This is a genomic window from Streptomyces sp. NPDC056231, from assembly GCF_048270745.1.
Taxonomy (GTDB): Bacteria; Actinomycetota; Actinomycetes; order Streptomycetales; family Streptomycetaceae; genus Streptomyces.
Map to the genome: position 1 here is coordinate 38,682 of NZ_JBLVKW010000051.1, position 19,020 is coordinate 57,701.

The 19,020-nt window shown below is 68.8% G+C and carries 9 protein-coding genes and 3 pseudogenes; 7 read left to right on the forward strand and 5 right to left on the reverse strand.

Annotation, left to right across the window (positions count from 1 at the left end; genetic code table 11):
- Positions 1-540: 540 nt before the first annotated feature.
- On the forward strand, positions 541-4,503 hold the full coding sequence (locus ACNPQM_RS30245; RefSeq protein ID WP_418086448.1) for an endo-alpha-N-acetylgalactosaminidase family protein: 3,963 nt from the start codon (positions 541-543) through the stop codon (positions 4,501-4,503).
- Between the two features lie 120 nt (positions 4,504-4,623).
- Positions 4,624-4,914 (forward strand): annotated as a pseudogene (locus tag ACNPQM_RS30250) (IS6 family transposase); the annotation flags it as partial.
- A 24-nt stretch (positions 4,915-4,938) separates the two neighbouring features.
- On the opposite strand, the pseudogene ACNPQM_RS30255 reads toward ACNPQM_RS30250, so the two are convergent.
- A pseudogene (locus tag ACNPQM_RS30255) lies at positions 4,939-5,208 on the reverse strand (transposase); the annotation flags it as partial.
- A gap of 154 nt (positions 5,209-5,362) precedes the next feature.
- On the opposite strand from ACNPQM_RS30255, the gene ACNPQM_RS30260 reads away from it, so the two are divergent.
- The 5 genes and pseudogenes from ACNPQM_RS30260 to ACNPQM_RS30280 all read left to right on the forward strand — a co-directional run bounded on the left by ACNPQM_RS30260 (position 5,363) and on the right by ACNPQM_RS30280 (position 12,539).
- Complete coding sequence (locus tag ACNPQM_RS30260) at positions 5,363-5,716, forward strand: hypothetical protein (protein ID WP_418086449.1); 354 nt, start codon at positions 5,363-5,365, stop codon at positions 5,714-5,716.
- 87 nt (positions 5,717-5,803) lie between these two features.
- Positions 5,804-7,153, forward strand: coding sequence for a hypothetical protein (locus tag ACNPQM_RS30265; protein WP_418086450.1), 1,350 nt, complete (start codon positions 5,804-5,806; stop codon positions 7,151-7,153).
- Positions 7,138-9,030 (forward strand): hypothetical protein, encoded by a 1,893-nt coding sequence (locus tag ACNPQM_RS30270; RefSeq protein WP_418086451.1) that lies wholly within the window; start codon positions 7,138-7,140, stop codon positions 9,028-9,030. Before ACNPQM_RS30265 ends, ACNPQM_RS30270 begins: the two co-directional genes overlap by 16 nt.
- 54 nt (positions 9,031-9,084) lie before the next feature.
- A pseudogene (locus tag ACNPQM_RS30275) lies at positions 9,085-10,499 on the forward strand (IS3 family transposase).
- A 933-nt stretch (positions 10,500-11,432) separates the two neighbouring features.
- Positions 11,433-12,539, forward strand: coding sequence for an integrase core domain-containing protein (locus tag ACNPQM_RS30280; protein WP_418086452.1), 1,107 nt, complete (start codon positions 11,433-11,435; stop codon positions 12,537-12,539).
- Here the strand turns inward: ACNPQM_RS30280 and ACNPQM_RS30285 are convergent.
- The 4 genes from ACNPQM_RS30285 to ACNPQM_RS30300 all read right to left on the reverse strand — a co-directional run bounded on the left by ACNPQM_RS30285 (position 12,451) and on the right by ACNPQM_RS30300 (position 18,700).
- On the reverse strand, positions 12,451-13,047 hold the full coding sequence (locus ACNPQM_RS30285) for a hypothetical protein (RefSeq protein WP_418086453.1): 597 nt from the start codon (positions 13,045-13,047) through the stop codon (positions 12,451-12,453). The genes ACNPQM_RS30280 and ACNPQM_RS30285 overlap by 89 nt on opposite strands.
- Before the next feature lie 100 nt (positions 13,048-13,147).
- On the reverse strand, positions 13,148-14,209 hold the full coding sequence (locus ACNPQM_RS30290; protein WP_418086454.1) for a hypothetical protein: 1,062 nt from the start codon (positions 14,207-14,209) through the stop codon (positions 13,148-13,150).
- Positions 14,206-15,525: a CHAT domain-containing protein gene (locus tag ACNPQM_RS30295; protein WP_418086455.1), complete on the reverse strand. Its 1,320-nt coding sequence runs from the start codon at positions 15,523-15,525 to the stop codon at positions 14,206-14,208. Before ACNPQM_RS30295 ends, ACNPQM_RS30290 begins: the two co-directional genes overlap by 4 nt.
- A 4-nt stretch (positions 15,526-15,529) precedes the next feature.
- On the reverse strand, positions 15,530-18,700 hold the full coding sequence (locus tag ACNPQM_RS30300) for a tetratricopeptide repeat protein (RefSeq protein WP_418086456.1): 3,171 nt from the start codon (positions 18,698-18,700) through the stop codon (positions 15,530-15,532).
- Positions 18,701-19,020 lie beyond the last annotated feature (320 nt).

The following is a 19,020-nucleotide window of genomic DNA, read 5'->3' on the forward strand; positions in this document are numbered from 1 at the left end:
CCGGAGTCAACTGCCGCCCGACGCTCAGGATCAACCCGCCACTGCGCACGATCTGGGCAACCGCAGGCTCCTACGCACCCGCGTCCCCGGCGGCACCCTCAACGAGTACCGCTACGCCGCTTGACTGGCAGCGATGACTTTTCGAGCCCGGCAGGTCTGAATGCACGTAGCACCGCAGTGACCGACAGCTCGGGCGGCTGATCCCCGGCCGTGGTCGGCGGCAACACTGCCGCAGCCGCATCTCAGCAGCAGCGCGCCTCAGCACGAACCACGCACACATCCGACCTATCTTCGAACTCCTTCGAATGGATGCGCATGCGCTCTGCTTTGGGTGCAGATACTGACACCCTGGGATTCGACTGGTGAAGCCGCCTCAACGCTCCACCCTCTGGGCCTCACCGCGTAATTGACGGATCCGTCTGCTCGACAAGAGAAAAGTCCAAGGGGCTCCACAGCGCTGTCCATGGTCCGATGAATCGTCACATCTCAGACTGACCACCACGCTTGGACCGCATCCCACCCGCAGGAGGGAACCACCCCATGGACCAGCAGGAATCCACCGACCCGGGCCCCAGCCGCCGCACCGTCCTGAGAACCACCGCGGCCGCAGGCGCCGTCACCGGAATCTGGGCATCGGGGGCACTGCCCGCATGGGCGTCCGACCGCCGCGGCGAGCTGGTCTCCGAAACCTTGACGGTGACCGTAGATCCCGACTTCCCCCGAGTTGTCGGCTACCGCTGGACGGCCACCGGGGACACCCTGGGCGGCGCCGTCGAATCGGTCCGTACCGTACGCATCAACGGCACCGACTACACTCCGGCCGTCACCTCGCAGCTCTCCGCGGACCGGGCCGCCTACCGGATCTCCGTCCCCGAACTGGACATATCCGTGGACGCCGAACTGACCCTCAAGGGCAACGTCCTGCGCTTCAGGGCCGTACGCATCACGGAGCGCGGCGCCACCCGCATCTCCACCTTCGGACTACCCGGCCTGGGCCTGGTCTCCGCCTCCGCCGCCCAGCAGGCCGCCCTCTCGCACTGCCCCCTGACGTACGGACTCGGCGGGCCCGAGGCCGCCGACGTGTTCGTCGCGTCGGCCGACGCGACCGCCGACGCCACCTGGCGGCGCACCTCCTACGCGATGCTCGACACCGGCCGACTGGCCGCCGCCGTCGAGTCGTTCACCTGCGCCCAGGACCGGCTGATGTACCGCACCAGCGATGTCGCCGGGGTCCACCACACGGAGATCGCAAGCGGTGAATGGGTCTACCGGGGCGCGGACGGCAAGGTGTTCGGCCTGCCCGAGGCCGCGGTCGTCGTCACCGCCGACCGCAACGGCGACGGCGTCGCCGACTGGCAGGACGCCGCCATCGCTTTCCGTACGATCATGCGCAACCCGTACGCGGACGACTGGAGCCGCACCCGCGTGGTGCAGGGCATCGCGATCAACATCGCCAGCAACGCAGACCAGCCGTTCCTCACCACGCTCGACGAGATCCGCCGCACCTACCTGCACACGGACGGGCTGCCGCAGGCGATCCTCCTCAAGGGCTATCAGTCCGAGGGGCACGACAGCGGTCACATGGACTATGCGGGTCACTACAACACCCGGGCCGGCGGCCTTGCGGCGCTGCGCACGCTCACCAAGGAGTCCCGTCGCTACAACGCGGCGGTGGGCGTGCACATCAACGCCTGGGAGGAGTATCCGGAGTCGCGCAGCTTCCGCTGGGACCGCAGCAACGGCGTGGCCGACCTCGGCTGGCGGTGGATGGACCAGTCGTGGCACACCGACACGGTCAAGGACCAGGCGACCGGGGCGTTCGCGAAGCGGTTCGCCGGACTCACCGACGATCTGCCGCACCTCGGCTTCGTCTACTCCGACACCTACTGGACCGGCGGCTGGGCCCCGGCCCGCCAGGGGCAGGTGATCACCGGCGCGGGACTGCCTCTCGGAGGCGAGGCGGACGCCCAGTTCGAGCGGGACAGCGTCTTCACGTACGCGGGACAGACCGGCAGTGGCCTCAAGTCGAAGATCATCCGGTTCATCCGCAACCACCAGCGGGACGCCTGGAACCGCACCTCACTGCTGCGCGGGGCAGACAACACCCACTACATGGGCTGGCGGAGCCAGCAGAACCTGAAGAACTGGCTGAAGGCCACCTTCACCGTCAATCTGCCGACGAAGTTCCTCCAGCACTTCGAGATCCAGCGGATGACCGCCCATCAGGTCGACCTGACGAGCGGGGTCTCCGTCAGCGACGCGACCGGCGCGGCCAGGATCACCTGGAACGGACGGCTGATAGCGGACGGGACGACCATCTTCCTCCCCTGGGAGCCCACCGACGAGGCCGATCCGCGGAAGATCTACCACTGGAACCCGGCGGGCGGCGCGACCAGTTGGCAGCTTCCGGCGAAGTGGGCGCAGTGCGAGACCGTCGGCCTCTACCGGCTCGGCGAGGACGGCCGCACCCACATCGGCGACCTTCCCGTCACCCGCGGCACCGTCACCGTGACCGCCGACGCAACCACCGCGTACGTCCTCTATCGCACCGTGCCGTCTTCGCTGCGCGACCCCGACTACGGCAGGGGCGGCCTCCTCGCCAACCCCTCCTTCACGAGCCGCACCACCGACGGCTGGACGGTGCCCGAAACCGGCCAGGTCACCGTCACCGACGACGGCAACGGTCTCCCGTATCTGCGGATCGCGGCGACCGGCGCGCGCACCGCCGCCCAGCGGCTGGCCCGCCTGACTCCTGGCACCTACTCCGCCTCGGTGTGGGTACGCATCACGGGCACCCGCAAAGCCGCCCTCACCGTCAGTGGTCACGGCGGCTCGGAGACCACCGTCTGGGCCACCTCCTCGCCGCTGACCCACAAGGTCAACAACGCCCGCTGGTACCGCACTTCGTTCCAGCGGATGAAGGTGCTGTTCACCGTTCCCGGGCACGGCAGGGGCACGGCTCTGCTCACCCTGTCCGCCGAGGCGGGCGCCGAGGGCACCCGGGTGGATTTCGCCGACGTACGGGTGGTCGCGAACGAGGGCGCCGATCCGGAGTACGGCGGCCACTGGTTCGCCGAAGACTTCGAGCATGTGGACGAGGGCTGGGGTCCGTTCGTCTACACGGGCGGGGGCGAAGGCAACCGCACACACCTCTCCGAGACCCATGAGAACTACACCCGTGACACCGTCAGCGGCCGCTTCTCCCTCAAGACCCTCTCCGACAGCACGGGGGTCGTCTACCGCACCATGCCGCAGACCCTGCGCTTCGCCCCGGGCCGCGCCTACCGCATCCGCTTCTCGTACCAGGCGGACCCCGGATCGGACTACCGCGCCGTCGTCGCCCGGGACGGCGGCTCCGCCGTCACCGAGGACCTGCTGCCGCCCACCACCACCCGTGCCCTCGACGCCGCACCGCCCAACACACTTTCCATTCCGGCTGGTTGGGACGACAGCCTGCCGCCGCAGCATTCGGCCACGCACCGGGTGTACGAACAGACCGTGATCACCGGTGGGGCCGGCTGCGGCGACATGTGGCTCGGCATCAAGCGCAACCGGGGCGACGCCTTCGTCCTGGACGACCTGGTCGTCGACGACCTGGGCCCGGCCGGCATGAGCGCCCTCTGCCCCACCGCACCGCCCGCCCGGGTCGCCCTCGCCCCGGCGCTCTACACGCGCGGCGCCCCGGGCACGGTGAAGGTGAGCTTCACCAACAGCACCGGCGCCCCACTCTCCGGCGTGGTCCTCACCCTGGACGCCCCCGAGGGCTGGCAGGTCACCCCGGACCGGCAGTCCCTGGACACCGTGTCCGACGGGGCCACCGCCACCGCCGAGTTCACGGTCACCCCGCCCGCCGCCGACCTCAGGGAGTCCGCGGGCTCCGTACGGGCCCGAGCCGCATACCCGCTCGCCTCGGGCACCGCCGTCACCACCGCGGCCGTCCCAGCGTCCCTGCCGCTGGCGCGCCTCTCCGATGCGTACAACAGCACCATGATCGCCCGCGACGCCCATCCGGCAGAGGGCTCGTTCGACAGCGGCAACAGCTACTCCGCCGAGGCACTGACGGCGGCCGGCGCCGCACCGGGCACCCAACTGACCGTCGACGGACTGTCCTTCACGCTCCCCGACTACGGTCCGGGCCGCTGGGACAACGTCGCGGGTGGCGGCAGAGAGATCGCCCTGAGCGGCCGCGCCCGCGAGATCGGCTTCCTCGGTGCCTCGGCGGGCGGCATCACCGGCCAGGTCACCGTCCACTACACGGACGGCACCACCGACACGGCGAACCTCTATCTGCCCAACTGGCTGACGGACGCCCCCACGGCCAACGGGGCCCGCATCGCCGTCACCACCGACCACCGGGTCACCCCGTCCGGCCCCGCCAACTACGGCCTCAACTACCGCCTCTACGTCAACACCGTACCCGTGAACCCCGACAAGGGGCTCCACTCGCTGACCCTCCCGTCCCAGTCCACACTCCACATCCTCGCCCTGACCCCACGCCGCTGACCCGACGAACGGCCGGAGGCCGGCCTCCACCCGGGACCGGCCTCCACCTGCTCACTGACCGCGCCTGCACCAGCACCTACGCCGGCGTTGTCAGGTTGAGTGGTGGCCTTCTCAGGCGGCATGATCATCCGTCTGGTCGAATCGCTGGAGGGGCTGTCCGTGGTGACGCCGTCGTACCGGGGTTTCCGCTTCCCTCCGGAGGTCATCTCCCACTGCGTGTGGCTGTACCACCGCTTCAACCTGAGCCTGCGCGACATCGAGGAGCTGATGCTCGAGCGCGGCATCGAGGTCAGCCACGAGACAGTCCACCAGTGGACGCGCCGGTCCGGCCCGGCCTATGCCGCTGCTCTACATCGGCGCCGTCCGGGGCCCGGTGACAAGCGGCACCTGGACGAGGTGCTCGTCAAAATCAGGCTCTCCTGTCGGATCCGTGGGTCATCGGGTTGCGAGTTGACGGCCGGGTAGGTGGGGGCGGTGGCCGCCGAGGCTGAGCATGGCGAGGGCGATGAGAGCGTTGGGGGTCTTGAAGCCGAAGGCGATGCGGGTGATAGGGCGGATCTTGGTGTTCATGCTCTCGACCAGGCCGTTGCTCAGTTGATGTTCCGCGGCAGCCGTGATGGCGTTCCAGTGTTTGACGATGGAGCGTTGGAGTTTCACGAAGGGCGCCAGGCGACAGCGCCGGGCCCACCGCACCCAGTCCCGCAGGCTGTCGGCAGCCACTGGTGGGTGTAGCCGGGTACCGGCGGTAGATGTCGCTGTCCGCGCGTAGGGTGGGCCGTATCAAATTCTGGCGCGCGTGTGCGCGGCGCAGCGACGGGTCGGTGGCAGACGGCACCGGATGGCGTCGAAGGGGGAAGGCGTGATTGGAAACCGTAAAGCCGTCCTGGTGTCGACCGGGCTGGCGGTCGGAGCGTTCGCTGGTGTGTTGTCGTTTCTGAGCTGGGACCGGGCGAATCAGGTGGCCGGGGTGGTCTCCGCGCTGGTTGGTGTCGCAGCCCTGGGCATCAGTGTGTTCGCGTTGTTGGCACCCCCGCCGGGTCCTTCTGTGCGGGTGTCGCGGACGGGGAAGGCTGTGGCCGGCGGGGACGGAAGCGCCAACACCGGTGTGATCTCGGTGTCGGGCAGCGTCGCAACCGGGTCTGTGTCTGTGGTGGATACGGGTGATGCGCGGGCCGATGAGGGCAGTGCGAACACTGGTTTCAGGCGCGACTAGCCGGGGCTTCGCCGGTGTGCGGTCGAGTTTGTGTTTGCCGGGCGCCGGGTTCCTGTCACCGTCGATCGGCCGGGCAAGGAGCAGGGTGTGACGAGCGCCAGCAACAGAACTGTGGTGAAGGATTCGGGTGGGGTGTCGGCGCGGGGTCTGGGGGCCGTCGCCAACTCTGGTGTGATCAACCACCTTCACCTTGCCTCACGGCCGGCCGCAGAGTCGGGTTATCTGTTGCAGGTTGAGGCCTTGGCCGCCACCGAGTTCCGGGGCCGGGAGGAAGAACTTGCCGCACTGGAGTCCTTCTGCTCGGCCAGCGGACACAGGAGCGGGTACTGGCGCTGGCTGGCGCCTGCGTGGGCGGGCAAGTCGGCCCTGCTCGCGAAGTTTGTGCTGGATCCCCCGCCCGGAGTGGATGTCGTCTCCTTCTTCATCACATCCCGCCTGGCGCGGCAGAACGATGCGGCGGCCTTCTGCGAGGTCGTCCAACGGCAGTTGTCGTCCTTGCTGCAGGAAGAACAGCCACTGCCCACGCCGTACACCCGCGAGGAACAGTTGCTGCTGACGATGGACCGTGCGGCACTTCTCTGCCGTGAACGCGGGCGTCGGCTCGTTCTCGTGGTGGACGGTCTGGACGAGGACCGCGGCGTGGTCGCGGGACCAGACTGCCACAGCATCGCAGCACTGCTGCCGCGCGTCCTTCCGCATGGCATGCGCGTGATCGTGGCCGGCCGTCCACATCCACCGGTTCCTGGTGACGTTCCGGGGGGCCACCCCCTGCGGACGACGGAGATCGATCACTGGCTAGCGCCGTCGGGCCATGCCCAGGCGGCACGCTGGGACGCAGAACAGGATCTCCTCAGGGTTCTCGGCGGCAAGGGACTGGCGCGGGAACTGGTCGGGTTGACCGTGGCGTCGGGCGGCGGGCTGAGCGCCGATGATCTGGCGGAGTTGAGCGGGAGCCGGCCGCGCCTTGTGGAGCGCGAGCTTTCCGCCGTCAGCGGGCGGAGTTTTCAGCAGCGTTCTGCACACTGGGCGCCGGCCGGGCCGTCCGTCTACCTCCTGGCGCACGAGGAAATCCACCTTCGTGCGGCAGCTCTCCTGGCCGACGACGATCTGGCAGGCTACCTCAGGGCGCTACATCAGTGGGCCGATCGGTACCGGGACGCGGGCTGGCCCGCAGCGACACCAGAATATCTCCTGCGCGGCTATGCCCAGATGCTCAGTGAGCGGGGTGAGACAGAGCGGCTGGTGGCACTGGCGTGTGACGCCGCTCGGCACGAACGGCTGTGGCAGGTCACCGGGGCCGGGCTCAGCGAGCTGGCAGCATCGCTGGACCAGGTATTGCGGGATAGTGGGCACGGCACAAGGGACGTCGATGTCTCCGGCTCGCAGCGGCACGCGACAGGCTCCATGACCGGGTGTCCCACATGCCTGCCAAGCTGATTGCCTTGTGGGCCCGGCTCGGGCATACCGCGCGCGCTCTCACCCTGGCACGGGCACAACGCGATTCCTACGACAGGGTGACAGCGCTTGCCTCGATCGCCGGGTTCCTCGCCGGCGAGGGCAGTGTGGATCAAGCGAGGGGACTCGCCGAGACCGCGGCCAATTCCGATGACCGGGACCGCATCCTGGAGCAGATGGCCAACGGACTCGCAAGGGCAGCAGGTCAGTACGACGATGCCCTGCATGCGGCGCGGGACATCGAAGGTACTGAGCCCAAGGCGAAGGCCTTGGTAGCGGTCGCCGTTGCGTGGGCCGCAGCGACGAGCCAGACCGGCACAAACGACGTGCTTGACGCTGGCGCCGGCCTTTGCATTGCCGAGGCCGTCGCGGCAGTGGACCAGGTCGAAAACCACGTCACGCAAGCTCCCCTGTACGGCCTGCTGGCTGCGGCACTGTCCGAATCCGGCGACGATCAGCAGGCCCAGGCACTGGCCGATCGCGTCGTCTCAGTCGAAGGCTGGGAGGGCCCGGGCTTCCGACCGGCTCAGCTTCTTGCGTTCCTGGCGCAAGAAATGTCGAGCGCACCTCGGCTCGAAACCCAGGCGGCTGCATTGGCCGCCGCGTCAGCGGAACTGGCAGCGGCCATCGACGACCCGGACGACGTGCCCTGGGTCTTTCCCCACGTCGCCGCGGCCTTGGAGGCGACAGGGCAGCATACGGAAGCCATCGGCATGGTCCATAGCTGCCTTTCCGATCAGAGTGACGTGGACGACGGTCTGGCCGCTGTCGCCATTGCAGCCGCCAAGGCAGGCGCCTTCGACAGAGCGCTGGAAGTTGCAGAACACATCGCTGGTGCGGCGTTGCGGGCCGAGATCCTCAACACGGCCGGCAGCGCGCTCACCAAACGCGGCGACACAATGAGTACTGCTCGGCTCGCCGAGAAGAGTCTGCAACTCATCGACGCGGAAACCGACCTGAGGTGGCGGGTAAAGCTGCTGACCGGGACGGCGGAGATGCTGGACCGGGCCGGCCATGCGGAACTGGCCCACGAGGTGACGGTCAAGGCCACACATACAGCGCGGAACAGTGTCGTGCCCTACGACATGGTGGAAACGCTCATCGAGGTGGCCACCGTGCTGGGGCACTCAGGGCATGCCGACGCCGGGTACCGCCTTGTCTGCCGAGCCCGGGCAGCAGCCGAGACGCAACCGGATGACCTCGCCCGCTCGATGCAGCTGGCCAGAGTGGCCGAAGGCCTGCACGGCGTGGGACACGACGCAGCAGGAGCGGAACTCCTGCGCGTCCTGGCGGCTGAGGCCCGACGGTATCCACGGCGATCACACCGTGCCAGTGCTCTTCAGCACCTGGCCGAGGCCCATGGCAGGATGGGAGGGCCAAGCAGGGCCAAGGAACTTGCGCTGGAGATCCTCGACCTGCAGCAGACCACACAATCCCCGGCGTTGCGCAGCTGGGACAGGGACTGCGCTGCGTATGCGTTTCTCGCGGCAGGAGACGTCGGCAGCGCCATGGAACTCCTCGACGGACTGCCCGAGGATTCAGGACCTGAGCTGCTGTCCCAAGTCGTCGCTCATCTGCTCACGACCGGAGACACGGCAAGAGCACTGGAACTCGCCCTTCAGAACTCGGACACGAACGCGGGCCTGCACAGCTTGGGCCTTGTCGCAGGGCGCATCGCAGCCACCGGCAACATCGACAGGGCGTTCGAACTGTCCGACTTGGTCTCCCGTGAAGACTCCCTGCCTGCGATCGTCAAAGGAATCACCGAAGCGGGCGCGCTGGACGTGGCACACGCCCTCGCCGACTCCATCACCTCACCCGAACACCGCAGCAAAGCCCTCTCTGACAGCCTTGGCTGAGACGCCCGCTTTGCCGGGTTAGGCTGGAAGGGCGAGACAGGAGTACACCCCGGCATGGCCAGCACCACACCCCGTAGCTCCGGATCGGATCCGGCGCCCCGTCCGAAGCGGCGAACGTTCTCCGCGGAGTACAAGCTGCGGATCGTCGCCGAGTACGACGCCGCCCCGACCGGCGAAAAGGGCGCGATCCTGCGGCGTGAGCGGCTGTACCACTCGCACGTGATCGAATGGCGCCAGGCCCGCGACGCCGGCGCCCTGGACGCCCTGACCGACCAGCGGACCTCTCCGGCCCGGCCGAAGCAGGCGGCCGAGCAGGCCGAGCTGGAACGACTGCGCAAGAAGGTCGCCCGGCTGGAGAAGGACCTGGCCCGCCGGGACGCGGCCCTCGAGGTCATGGGAAAAGCCAACGCGCTCTTGGAGCTGCTCTCCGAGAGCGCGGACTGAAGCACGCCGCCGCACCGTTGATCGATGACGCTTTCGCGGGTGTTCAGGGGCAGTTGGGGACCACGGCAGCCTGCCGGCTGACTGGACGCTCACGCGCCACCCACTACCGCCACATCAACCCGAAGCCGAAGCCCAACCCGTCCCCAAGACCCACGCCCGCCTCGGCCCTCTCACCGGCCGAGCGGGCCGACATCCTGGAGTTGCTGAACCGGCCTGAGTACGTCGACCTGCCACCCGCCCAGGTCTGGGCACGTGAGCTGGACGCAGGGAACTACTGGTGCTCCGAGCGGACGATGTACCGGATCCTGTCCGCCGCGGGGCAGAACGGCGAACGCCGCCGCCAGGCCACCCATCCACCCAAGGCGATCCCCGAACTGGTCGCGACCGGGCCGTCGGAAGTGTTCACGTGGGACATCACGCGGCTGCCCGGACCGGCCAAGGGCATCTGGTTCCACGCCTACGTGATCATCGACATCTACAGCCGCTACATCGTCGGGCACACCGTCGAACGTGCCGAAACGGCCGAACGGGCCGAGGAGTTGATCCGCGAGACCATCGAGCACAACGGCATCGTGCCCCACACCGTCCACGCGGACCGCGGCACGTCGATGACCAGTAAGAAGGTCTCCCAGCTGTTGATCGACCTCGGTGTCACCAGGAGTCATTCCCGACCCCGGGTGAGCAACGACAATCCTTTCAGCGAAAGCCAGTTCCGCACCACCAAGTACGCACCCGACTATCCAGAACGCTTCGGCTCCCTGACGCACGCCCGGGAGTGGATGGAGGCGTTCATCGGCTACTACAACCACGAGCACAGGCACTCCGGCATCGGCCTGCACACCCCCGCATCCGTCCATTTCGGCACCGCCCAGGAGGTGAGAGACCAGAGGGCCGTCGCCCTCGCCGAGGCTTACGAACGCCACCCCGAACGCTTCGCCCGTCGGCCGAAGCCACCCGAAATACCCGGCGAGGTCTGGATCAACGACCCCACCAAACGAACACAACCCGAACTACAAACCTCATAGCGATGCAAACGTCTCATTTGACTTGACAACTATCGAAGCGCTCGGAGCCCTCGCTCAGGGCCTCGGTCCATCACCCACAGGGCGCACCATCCTTGTAGCGGCTCTGTCCCTGGGACCTTGGGATCAGCTGATCGAAGAAATCTCTCACGTGGCGCCCGAGCAGCTGCTCCTGCTGAGTAATGTCGCCCTGCAAGATGACTAGGTTCTGTCTCTTTGGTCATTCGAGCGCGGATGAGGATGACAGCCGGGCTCGACGGAGCACTTGTGCCATCCGGATTACGATGGGCGTCTGTGGATCCGGCAGGCCGTTCGCGAGGAGGGGGCGAGTGAACGAGTCCGATGACCCGCAGCAGGAGCCAGTCTGGTTGGTAGCGGCGAACGTTGTGGCCTGGCGTCGATGCGGAGTCGGCGGGCAGGAACTGCGCCCGGGGACGAAGTGCTTCAAGGGCGGGGCGAAGGTGTACGTGGCCCACGCGTACTGGGGTCCGGGAGGCGATCGGGTCACGGTGGTCGGACGTGAACGGCACACCAGCCGATGGCTCGTGTTTCGCACTTTTTGGATCACTGGGTCGGTGAACTGGTGTGTGATGATGCGCTCGATCGGGTGGTGAGAGGCCGTACCTCTCATGGGGTGTGACGGACAGACAGAAGCATCGGCAGTGTCTGTTTCACCCTGTTGAGAGTGATCCGCCGATGCTTCCAGTGGGCACGATTCCGCCGTCCTTGTTCGCTTTCCTGGCTGTCTGCCGTTCCTGCTTCACCGCTCCGACGTTCCGCACGTTCAGCGTTCTGCTGACCGGGCTGATCGCGCAGACCCTGTCCTTGCCGAATACCTCATCCGCCCTGGTGGGAACGGGTGTGCCGGGGTTTCGCGGATGGCGGCCGCGGTCGCTGGAGTCGGCGCTCTCGCGCGGCTGCCGACCAGGCGGCAACATGATCGACCATGCTGCTGCGACTGCCTACCTCGGCGTGACGAACGCGCTCGCGATGCTACGGCTGCTGCCGATGAGCGATCGGGAGAAGGAGGTAGAGATCCTCGCCCTGCGTCATCAGATCACGGTGCTGGAGCGCCAACTCGGCAAGAAAAGGGTGCGGTTCGCCCCGAGCGATCGGGCATTCCTGGCGGCGCTGGTGCACCCGCTGCCACGGGATGTGCTCCGCAGGGTGCGGCTGCTGGTGCGCCAGGACACCGTCCTGCGCTGGCACCGAGACCTGATCGCCCGCCGGCACGCCGCCAAGTCCCGGCCCAGGCGCCCGGGCCGGCCACGGACCGTGCACTCGATCAGGGCCCTGGTGCTGCGCCTGGCACGCGAAAATCCCAGCTGGGGCTACAGGAGAGTGCACGGTGAGCTGCTTGTGCTGGGCGTGAAGGTGGCCGCCTCCACCGTGTGGGAGATCCTGAAGGAGGCCGGGATCGACCCGGCGCCCGAACGGAGCTCCAGTACCTGGGCCGGCTTCCTGCGCTCCCAGGCCGACGCCCTGCTGGCCTGCGACTTCTTCGAGACGGTCACCCTGACCGGAGCGCGGCTGTACGTGTTCGCCGTCATCGAGCACGCTAGCCGCCGGGTCCGCATCCTGGGCGCCACCGCGCATCCGTCCGCGTCCTGGGTGGTCCAGGCCGCGAAGAACCTCATCATGGACCTCGAGGACGCGGGCTGCCGAGCGCGCTTCATGATCCGGGACAGGGACGGCAAGTTCCCCGAGCTGTTCGACGCGATCTTGAAAGATGCGGGGATCGAGGTCGTGCTCAGCGGGGTCCGGATGCCGAGGATGAATTCGGTCATGGAGAGGTGGGTGCAGACCTGCCGCCGCGAGCTCCTGGACCGAACCTTGATCTGGAACCAGCGCCATCTCCTGCACGCCCTGCGCGAGTTCGATTCCTTCTACAACGAGCACAGGCCGCACCAGGGCATCGCGAACGCCCGACCGCTACACCCCTTGCCCGCGGCGATCACCGATCCAGGGCAGATCGCCCGCCTCGGCATACGCAGGCGTGAACGTCTGGGCGGCATCCTCCACGAATACGAACATGCCGCGTGACCTGCACGGAGGAGGTTATCGGCAGGCACAGGGCCATGACAGTGGTACGCAGGGTGTTCCAGGCGAAGCGCCGGATGTCGGGGCTGGCGAGGGCCTCGTTCCAGCGCAGCCAGAGGATGTCGAAGGTGTTGGAGACGGCGGTGTCGCGCTGGTCGTCGTCGAGGAAGACCTGCGCATAGAAGAGGTAGTCGTTGTCCACGATCTCGCGGAACGCACGGTGGTCCAGGGGCGGCACCTGAGACGTTGTCACCGAGGCCTTGTCGCTGCACCGTTCAACCCAGTCGCTCGACTTCTGGGCCTCGAACGCCGCCTGCCGCCACAGCCGGTACAGGGGCCATCCGGGCATCTGCAGATGGAGGGCCAGGCTGAGGATGATCTCCCACCGCGGGTAGAGCCCGGTGCCTCGCAGCAGCTCGGAGAGCTTCGACTTGGCGAGCGGGACCCTGGTGCTGAGGTCGCTGAGGGGCAGTCCGCTCTTCAGGCCCTCTCCCGGATCGCTGCCCAGCACGACGAGATCCAACAGTTACGGGCCGACGACCGCGACGAGTCCGTTCTCCTCCCGATCGCGGACGGACTGACGATCGCCCGCAAGCGCCGTTCCAGCGGGATCAGCGCGACCAGTCCGCCAGCGACAGCAGCAGGTGCGCGGACTCGGGCCGCAGATGGTCCGAGTGCGCGCCCGCCGGGTTCAGCCGCTTGCCCCGCACGTAGAAGTCGGAAGCGTCGACGCTGACGAACCGGTGGTTGAGGCTGTCGAACGGATACTGCTCGGCGGCCCGCCGCATCCGGATCCGGGATGGCTCCAGAGGGACTGGGGCCATCCCACTGTGGCCTATGCCCCGCTCGCGTTCCGCACGTAGGTGCCAGAAGCCGGTGGCCCGGTCGTGGCGCGAGTACGTCGTCACGACCGGCCCACGCAGCGGTGCCCCATCGTGCCCCCCGTCGACCGTGCCATCGCCGCCCGGCAAAAGAGACGGGAAGAGGGAGCCGAAGGCATCGCGGGGCGCCGCCATCTGGAAAAGCAGCATGCTGTCGGCAGTGAAGGGCCGGGACGGCAGCTCCTCGGCCACGTTCCAGCTCAGAGTGTCGCCGAACGAGGCCTCCGCCGCCCACTGCACCGCCTCGCACAGGAAGCGGCAGCCGAAGGAGTGCCCCACCAGGTGCAGCCATTGGCCCTCGCGGTTGGCGAGGACCGGGGCGTCGGCCGGGTCGGGACGTTCCGCGTCGAGATAGCCGAGCAGTCGGCCGATCACATGGGCGGCGTGCCCGGTGCCGCCGCGGGCGCCCATCGCGTGCGCGCGTTCCCGGATCCGCTCGTAGCCGGACCGGCCGACCCGACTGGAGGACGGCCACCGGACCACTAGCGTCCAGGGGCGGAAACCGCCCTCTGCGAGCCGCGGGTAGCGGTCGGGGGACGTGGTGAAGGCGTGTTCGGAGAGGTCCCGCAGCCGGTCGGCCGCGCGGGCCGCCGAGCGCGGCGAGGTCTGCCAGCCGTGAACGTAGACGACGATATCGGTGGCCCAGGACGGCGGCGCCAGGCGTTCGGCAATGTAGCGGGCGAGGTGGTGCTCGGCAACCGGCTCGCCGGTGTCCTCGTCCAGCAGCCAGCCGGTCTCGTCCAGGTCGATCGCGGCAACCGCCCCGCCGGTCAAGGGGCGCGGTGGTGTCATGCGTGCTGGTCCGTTCTCTCGGCCGGGCGTACCCGGGCGTCCATGCCGCAGTGCAGGGCGTACGCGAAACCAAGGGGGTTGCGGAACTCGGCGGTGAAGTGGCGGGACAGGTTGTGGACGATGCGGCCCGCTGTGTCGTCCGGGCCGCCGCGCAGGAAGCGACGTACAAACTCCCGCGCGTACTCGGCGGCGAATGCCTGCGGCATGTCGATCTGCGGGCCGAGTACACCCTGCGCGCCGTGCTCGACGAGCACCCGGCCGAGGAACGCGCGGTCGGCGTCGCCTGCGGCGTGGCCGGCCTGGCAGGCGTTGAGCAGCACGAACGGGTGGAAGGTGCCCGTGCGCCGGTGTTCGGAGCGGACCTCACGCACCGTGTGGCCATCGAATGGGGTCTCGTCGGAGAGCCGGATGACGAGCTGGGCGGCTTCCAAGCCGTTCGCCTCGAAGCCTCCGTGACCCCAGAAATACATCAGTTGCTCGTCGAAGTCGGCCTCGCCAAGGTCGCGTACGAGCTCGTCGTACGTGGTGCGGATCTCGCAGCGGGTCCCCTCACCGAGGGTGGCCGCGACGGTGGGGGCGCAGGTCTTGAGGCCGATCCTGGTGTCGTGGTTCAGGCTCACGGCCACGGGTCCCGGGTCGGGCACTGGCAGCCACAGCCTCTGGTAGGCGTCGCCGGTGTGCTCTATCTGGTGGCGGTGGCCGAGGAAGAGGGAGAACAGCGCATCGAGCTCGCTGGTCTCGGCGGATGGCGGGGCATAGGCAAGCTGTTGGGGCTTGAGGCACAGCATTGGCCAAGGGAGATGAAGGTCGTGGGAGTCGAATCGAATCCGGAGGCCCTCGCCCGCCAGCATCATCGCGAGATAGCCGCGAAAGATCTCCACGCGCTCGTCGTCGCCGCCGAACAACACGTCGAAGAGAACGGAGGCACCACTGCGGGCGAGCTGGGACACGATGGCCACCAGCTCAGCTTCGGGTTCGTGCCGCAGATCGGCGGCCGCAGCGTACGGGCGGCGCCGGTCGGACTGCGGGCGGCCGACGGCGTCTTTGGGCTGGTGGTCAACGAAGATCTGCTTCCAGCGTCGGCACAACCGGGCGGCCGCGGAGCGAACTTCGACCGGGCTCGCCGACAGGACGGCCTTGTGTTCGCCGCCGCGCAGGGTGGGTAGCGCGGGCCCGGACATCCGTGCCTGCAGGCGGCCGCCGTCGAGGACATCGAAGCTGATGCGGAGGTCGGGTTCGGCAGTCGCCAGGTGCGGCAGCCGCCGGAAGCCGTTGCTGGGGTCCTGAACCACCCGTACGGGCAGGTGAGTCGGCATCGGTTCACCGCCGCCGGCGCTCGGCCGTCGGTACGAGCGCCTCGTTGTCCGGGGCCGCCCCGGTGACCGTCAGCTCGGTCTCCACCTGTTGCAGGGCGGCTCCGCTGGCGTTCTCGTACAGGGTGAATCGGATGACGTGGCGTCCGGGCCGTCGGGACACGAAGGTGAACTCCAGGACGTCGAGGTGGTCGTAGAAGCCCCGGCCCGGCTCGATACTGGCCGACCCGAGCGCGGTCGCCACCACCTCCAGGGTGGGGCGGCGGCGGGAGTCCGGCACGGCCCAGGGGTGCCCGGGGTCGGCGTGCAGCCGCAGGGCGATGCGGCTCGTCTCGTCGACGCCGGGACTGCGGTCGTCGAGCAGCAACAGTTCGACCTGGCAGCCCGCGGCGGCGCCAGCACCGGTGTGATCACCAGCCTCGCTGTCGCCTGGCGAAGTGTCGCTGCGGACGGTGTGTCCGACCATGGCCTGCCAGTACGCGAGGTCGGCGCGGGTGGTGAGGGTGTCGGGGTGGTCTTCGCCAAGGACCCGGACACGGTCGCGGAGCACTTGTTCGTATTCCTGGGCTGCGCCGAAGGCGTTCCCGGCCTGCCCGCGCCACCAGGCGAGGTCGGCGCGGGTGGTGAGGGTGTCGGGGTGGTCTTCGCCAAGGACCCGGACACGGTCGCGGAGCACTTGTGCGTACGCGTCGGCCGCTTCGTCGGCGTCCCCGGCCTGGCCCAGCCACCAGGCGAGATCGTGCCGGCCGGCGAGGGTGGCCGGGTGCTCGGGGCCGAGCACCCACAGCATGTGGGCGAGGAGTTCCTCGTACGCGGCGGCCGCGCCTGGGGCATCGCCAGCCTCCCCGCGCCATTGGGCGAGGCTGTGCCGCGCGGTCAGCGTGGAGGGGTGGTCGGGGCCCAGGACCCGGACGAAGTCGGGGAGTAGCTCGGCCGTTGTCGCTGCGGCGCCCGCAATGTCGCCGGCCTTACCCCGCCACCAGGCCAGGTTGTGGCGGGTAGTGAGGGTGGAGGGGTGGTCGGGGCCCAGGACCCGGATGAAATCGCTGAGGAGATCGGAGGTCGCGGTAACGGCACCGGAGACATCGCCCGCGTGGCCCTGGCGCCAGGCAAGGTCGGCACGGGTAATGAGGGTCTCCGGGCTGTCGCGTCCGGCGCTCTCCTGCAGCCGCTCCAGCAGTTCCTCGTAGGTGGCGAGTGCACCCGGGGTGTCCCCACTCTCGCCCTGCCAGAAGGCGAACCGGCGCCATGCGGCCAGCGCGTCGTTGTGGTCCTCGCCAAGGATCCGGTCATTGGCCGCGGCCAGCTTTAGGAAGTACTCACGGGCGGCGAAGACCTGGCCGCTCGCACCCAGGCTCTCTCCGGCCATGAAGAGGACGGGGTGGGCGCGGTCACCCTGGTAGAGGGAGGGCTGTGCGTGGAGGGTGAGGGCGTCGACATTGGCGCGCAGGGCCTGGGCGAGTGCGCTGTCGCGCGCAACCGACGGCCAGGCGGTAAGCAGCGCGTCGGCGGCGGCCCCCGCGAGGCTGTGGAGTTCCTGCGCGGTGAGCGAGTCGCGGGTCGTGCGCTGCACGGTCTCCAGCACGCGGACCGCCTGCTCGGGGTGGACCGGGTCGTGGTCGATGAGGCTGAACCGGTACAGCGTGCGCAGCGCGAGGACAGCATCGCGGGCCGTCGCGGGCTGCCCCGGGGTCGGGGCGCCGGCATCCCGCTGGTCCGCGAGGTACCGCAGAGAGGGTGGGCTGGTCAGCACAACCTCGGGGACGCCGTTCGGGTCGAGTAGCGAGGTCAGCCGCAGCATGGGCCGGGACAGGCCGAGCGGCCGCATCAGGTCGGCGCTCTCCACGGACAGCGACCAGGCGGCGGCCAGGGTGGTGGTCTGGTCATCGGGCAGCGCCCCGGGCTCGGGAGTGAGGTCGGCCAGGCTGGTCGCCCGGTCAGAGAGCCGGCGACGGTAGTGCGCGCAGTCAACGCCGGCATCGACGAGGTAGGCGGCGGCCTGGCTCAACGCGAGAGGCAGGTGGCCGAGTTCGGCGGCAAGGGGCCGTAACTCCGTCGGCGGTTCCTGCCGTCCGTGCACGGCGAGCTGCTCGGCGAGGTAGGCGAACGACTCGTCCTCAGTGAACAGCCCGACAGGCACGATCCGGTCGGCGCTGCCTCGCATGGACGCGTCCCGGCGGCGCGTAGTTACCAGGACACGGCCGTCCTGATGCTCGGGTGGCCACAGGCCGCGCAGATCGGCCGGGTCGGCCACGTCGTCGAGTACGACCAGCCAGCGGACGCGTCCGGGGCGGCCGGCGGGTCGGCTCGTCAGCCACACCAGGAACCGGCTGGCGGCTAGATCGGCATCGGGGTCTCGGTCCCCAGTAATCTCGGCCGCGGCCTGCGCGTACCCGGCGACCACGGCGGCACGTGAGGCAGCGGTGATCCACACCAGCAGGTCCACGGACCCCGACTGCCAGGCCCGGTGCGCGAAGTCGGCTGCGGCCTGCGTCTTGCCGACGCCGCCGGGGCCGACGAGCAGGACGGTGCCGGGTTCGGCTCCCGCGGCGTCCAGTTCGGCTACGGTGCTGGTGCGCTGGAACGCCTCGGCCCGGCGGGGCAGTAGACCTACCTGGTGGGGCCAAGCGGACGGTTTGTGCACGCTGGACGCCGCGATGAAGACGTTGGTGATCGTCGAGTGGGCGACTGCGGAGCCGGTGACAACAGGGCTGCCTGAAGTGCCCCCGCGCGGGAATCCGGGCGAGACGTTCAGGGAGTCACTGACGATCACCGGGCCGTACACGACGCTTTGGTTAACGAGCCCGCTGTTCACACCTCCCTGTTCGCTCTGTCCACCCTGCGCCGCAAGGCGGTCGAGGAGTTCGAGCAGTTCAGCGGCGCTCAGCCTGCGGTCGTCGGGATCTTGCTGCTCCAGGAGGGCTTCTACGCGCACCTGCCAGGCCGACATTTGCCGCGCCTGTTCGCGCTCGTGCTCCGCCTCGTCCGAGCATACGGAGGCCAGCGCGTTGGCGGTCTGGTCGAGCCGTGCCAGCGCCAAGCGCTCGCGCTCGGTGTCCCGGCGGGCCATCACCTCTGCCATGCGGCGGCGCAGGCCCTCCCAGGCGTCCGTACCTGCGGCCGTGACCAGGACGGTCGCCGCCCGCACGGCCAGCGTGACCATCGCCTCGTTCAGCATCAGCGCCCCCATGCCCTGCCCTGACGCAGACCTTAGCGTCGTCTGCGAGGGTTCATAACCGGGTCGCGGAAGGATCCCTCACCGAGGCAGGGTTTGCATGATCCGCCACAGTCGGCGGGGCAGCTCGCCTTCCTCGAACGCGTGGATCTCCCGGATCCTTGCGCTTCAGCCGTACCCCTACGCCAGGCCCCCAACGAGACGTGACATCCAGGGGGCGTTGTCACGTTGTTGGGTGCGTGGGTGTCTGACGGTGTGTCGGGGCGTGGTGGTGCCGGGTGCCGGCCTGGGTTCAGACCGCGGTGGGCAGGCCAGTGGCGCCG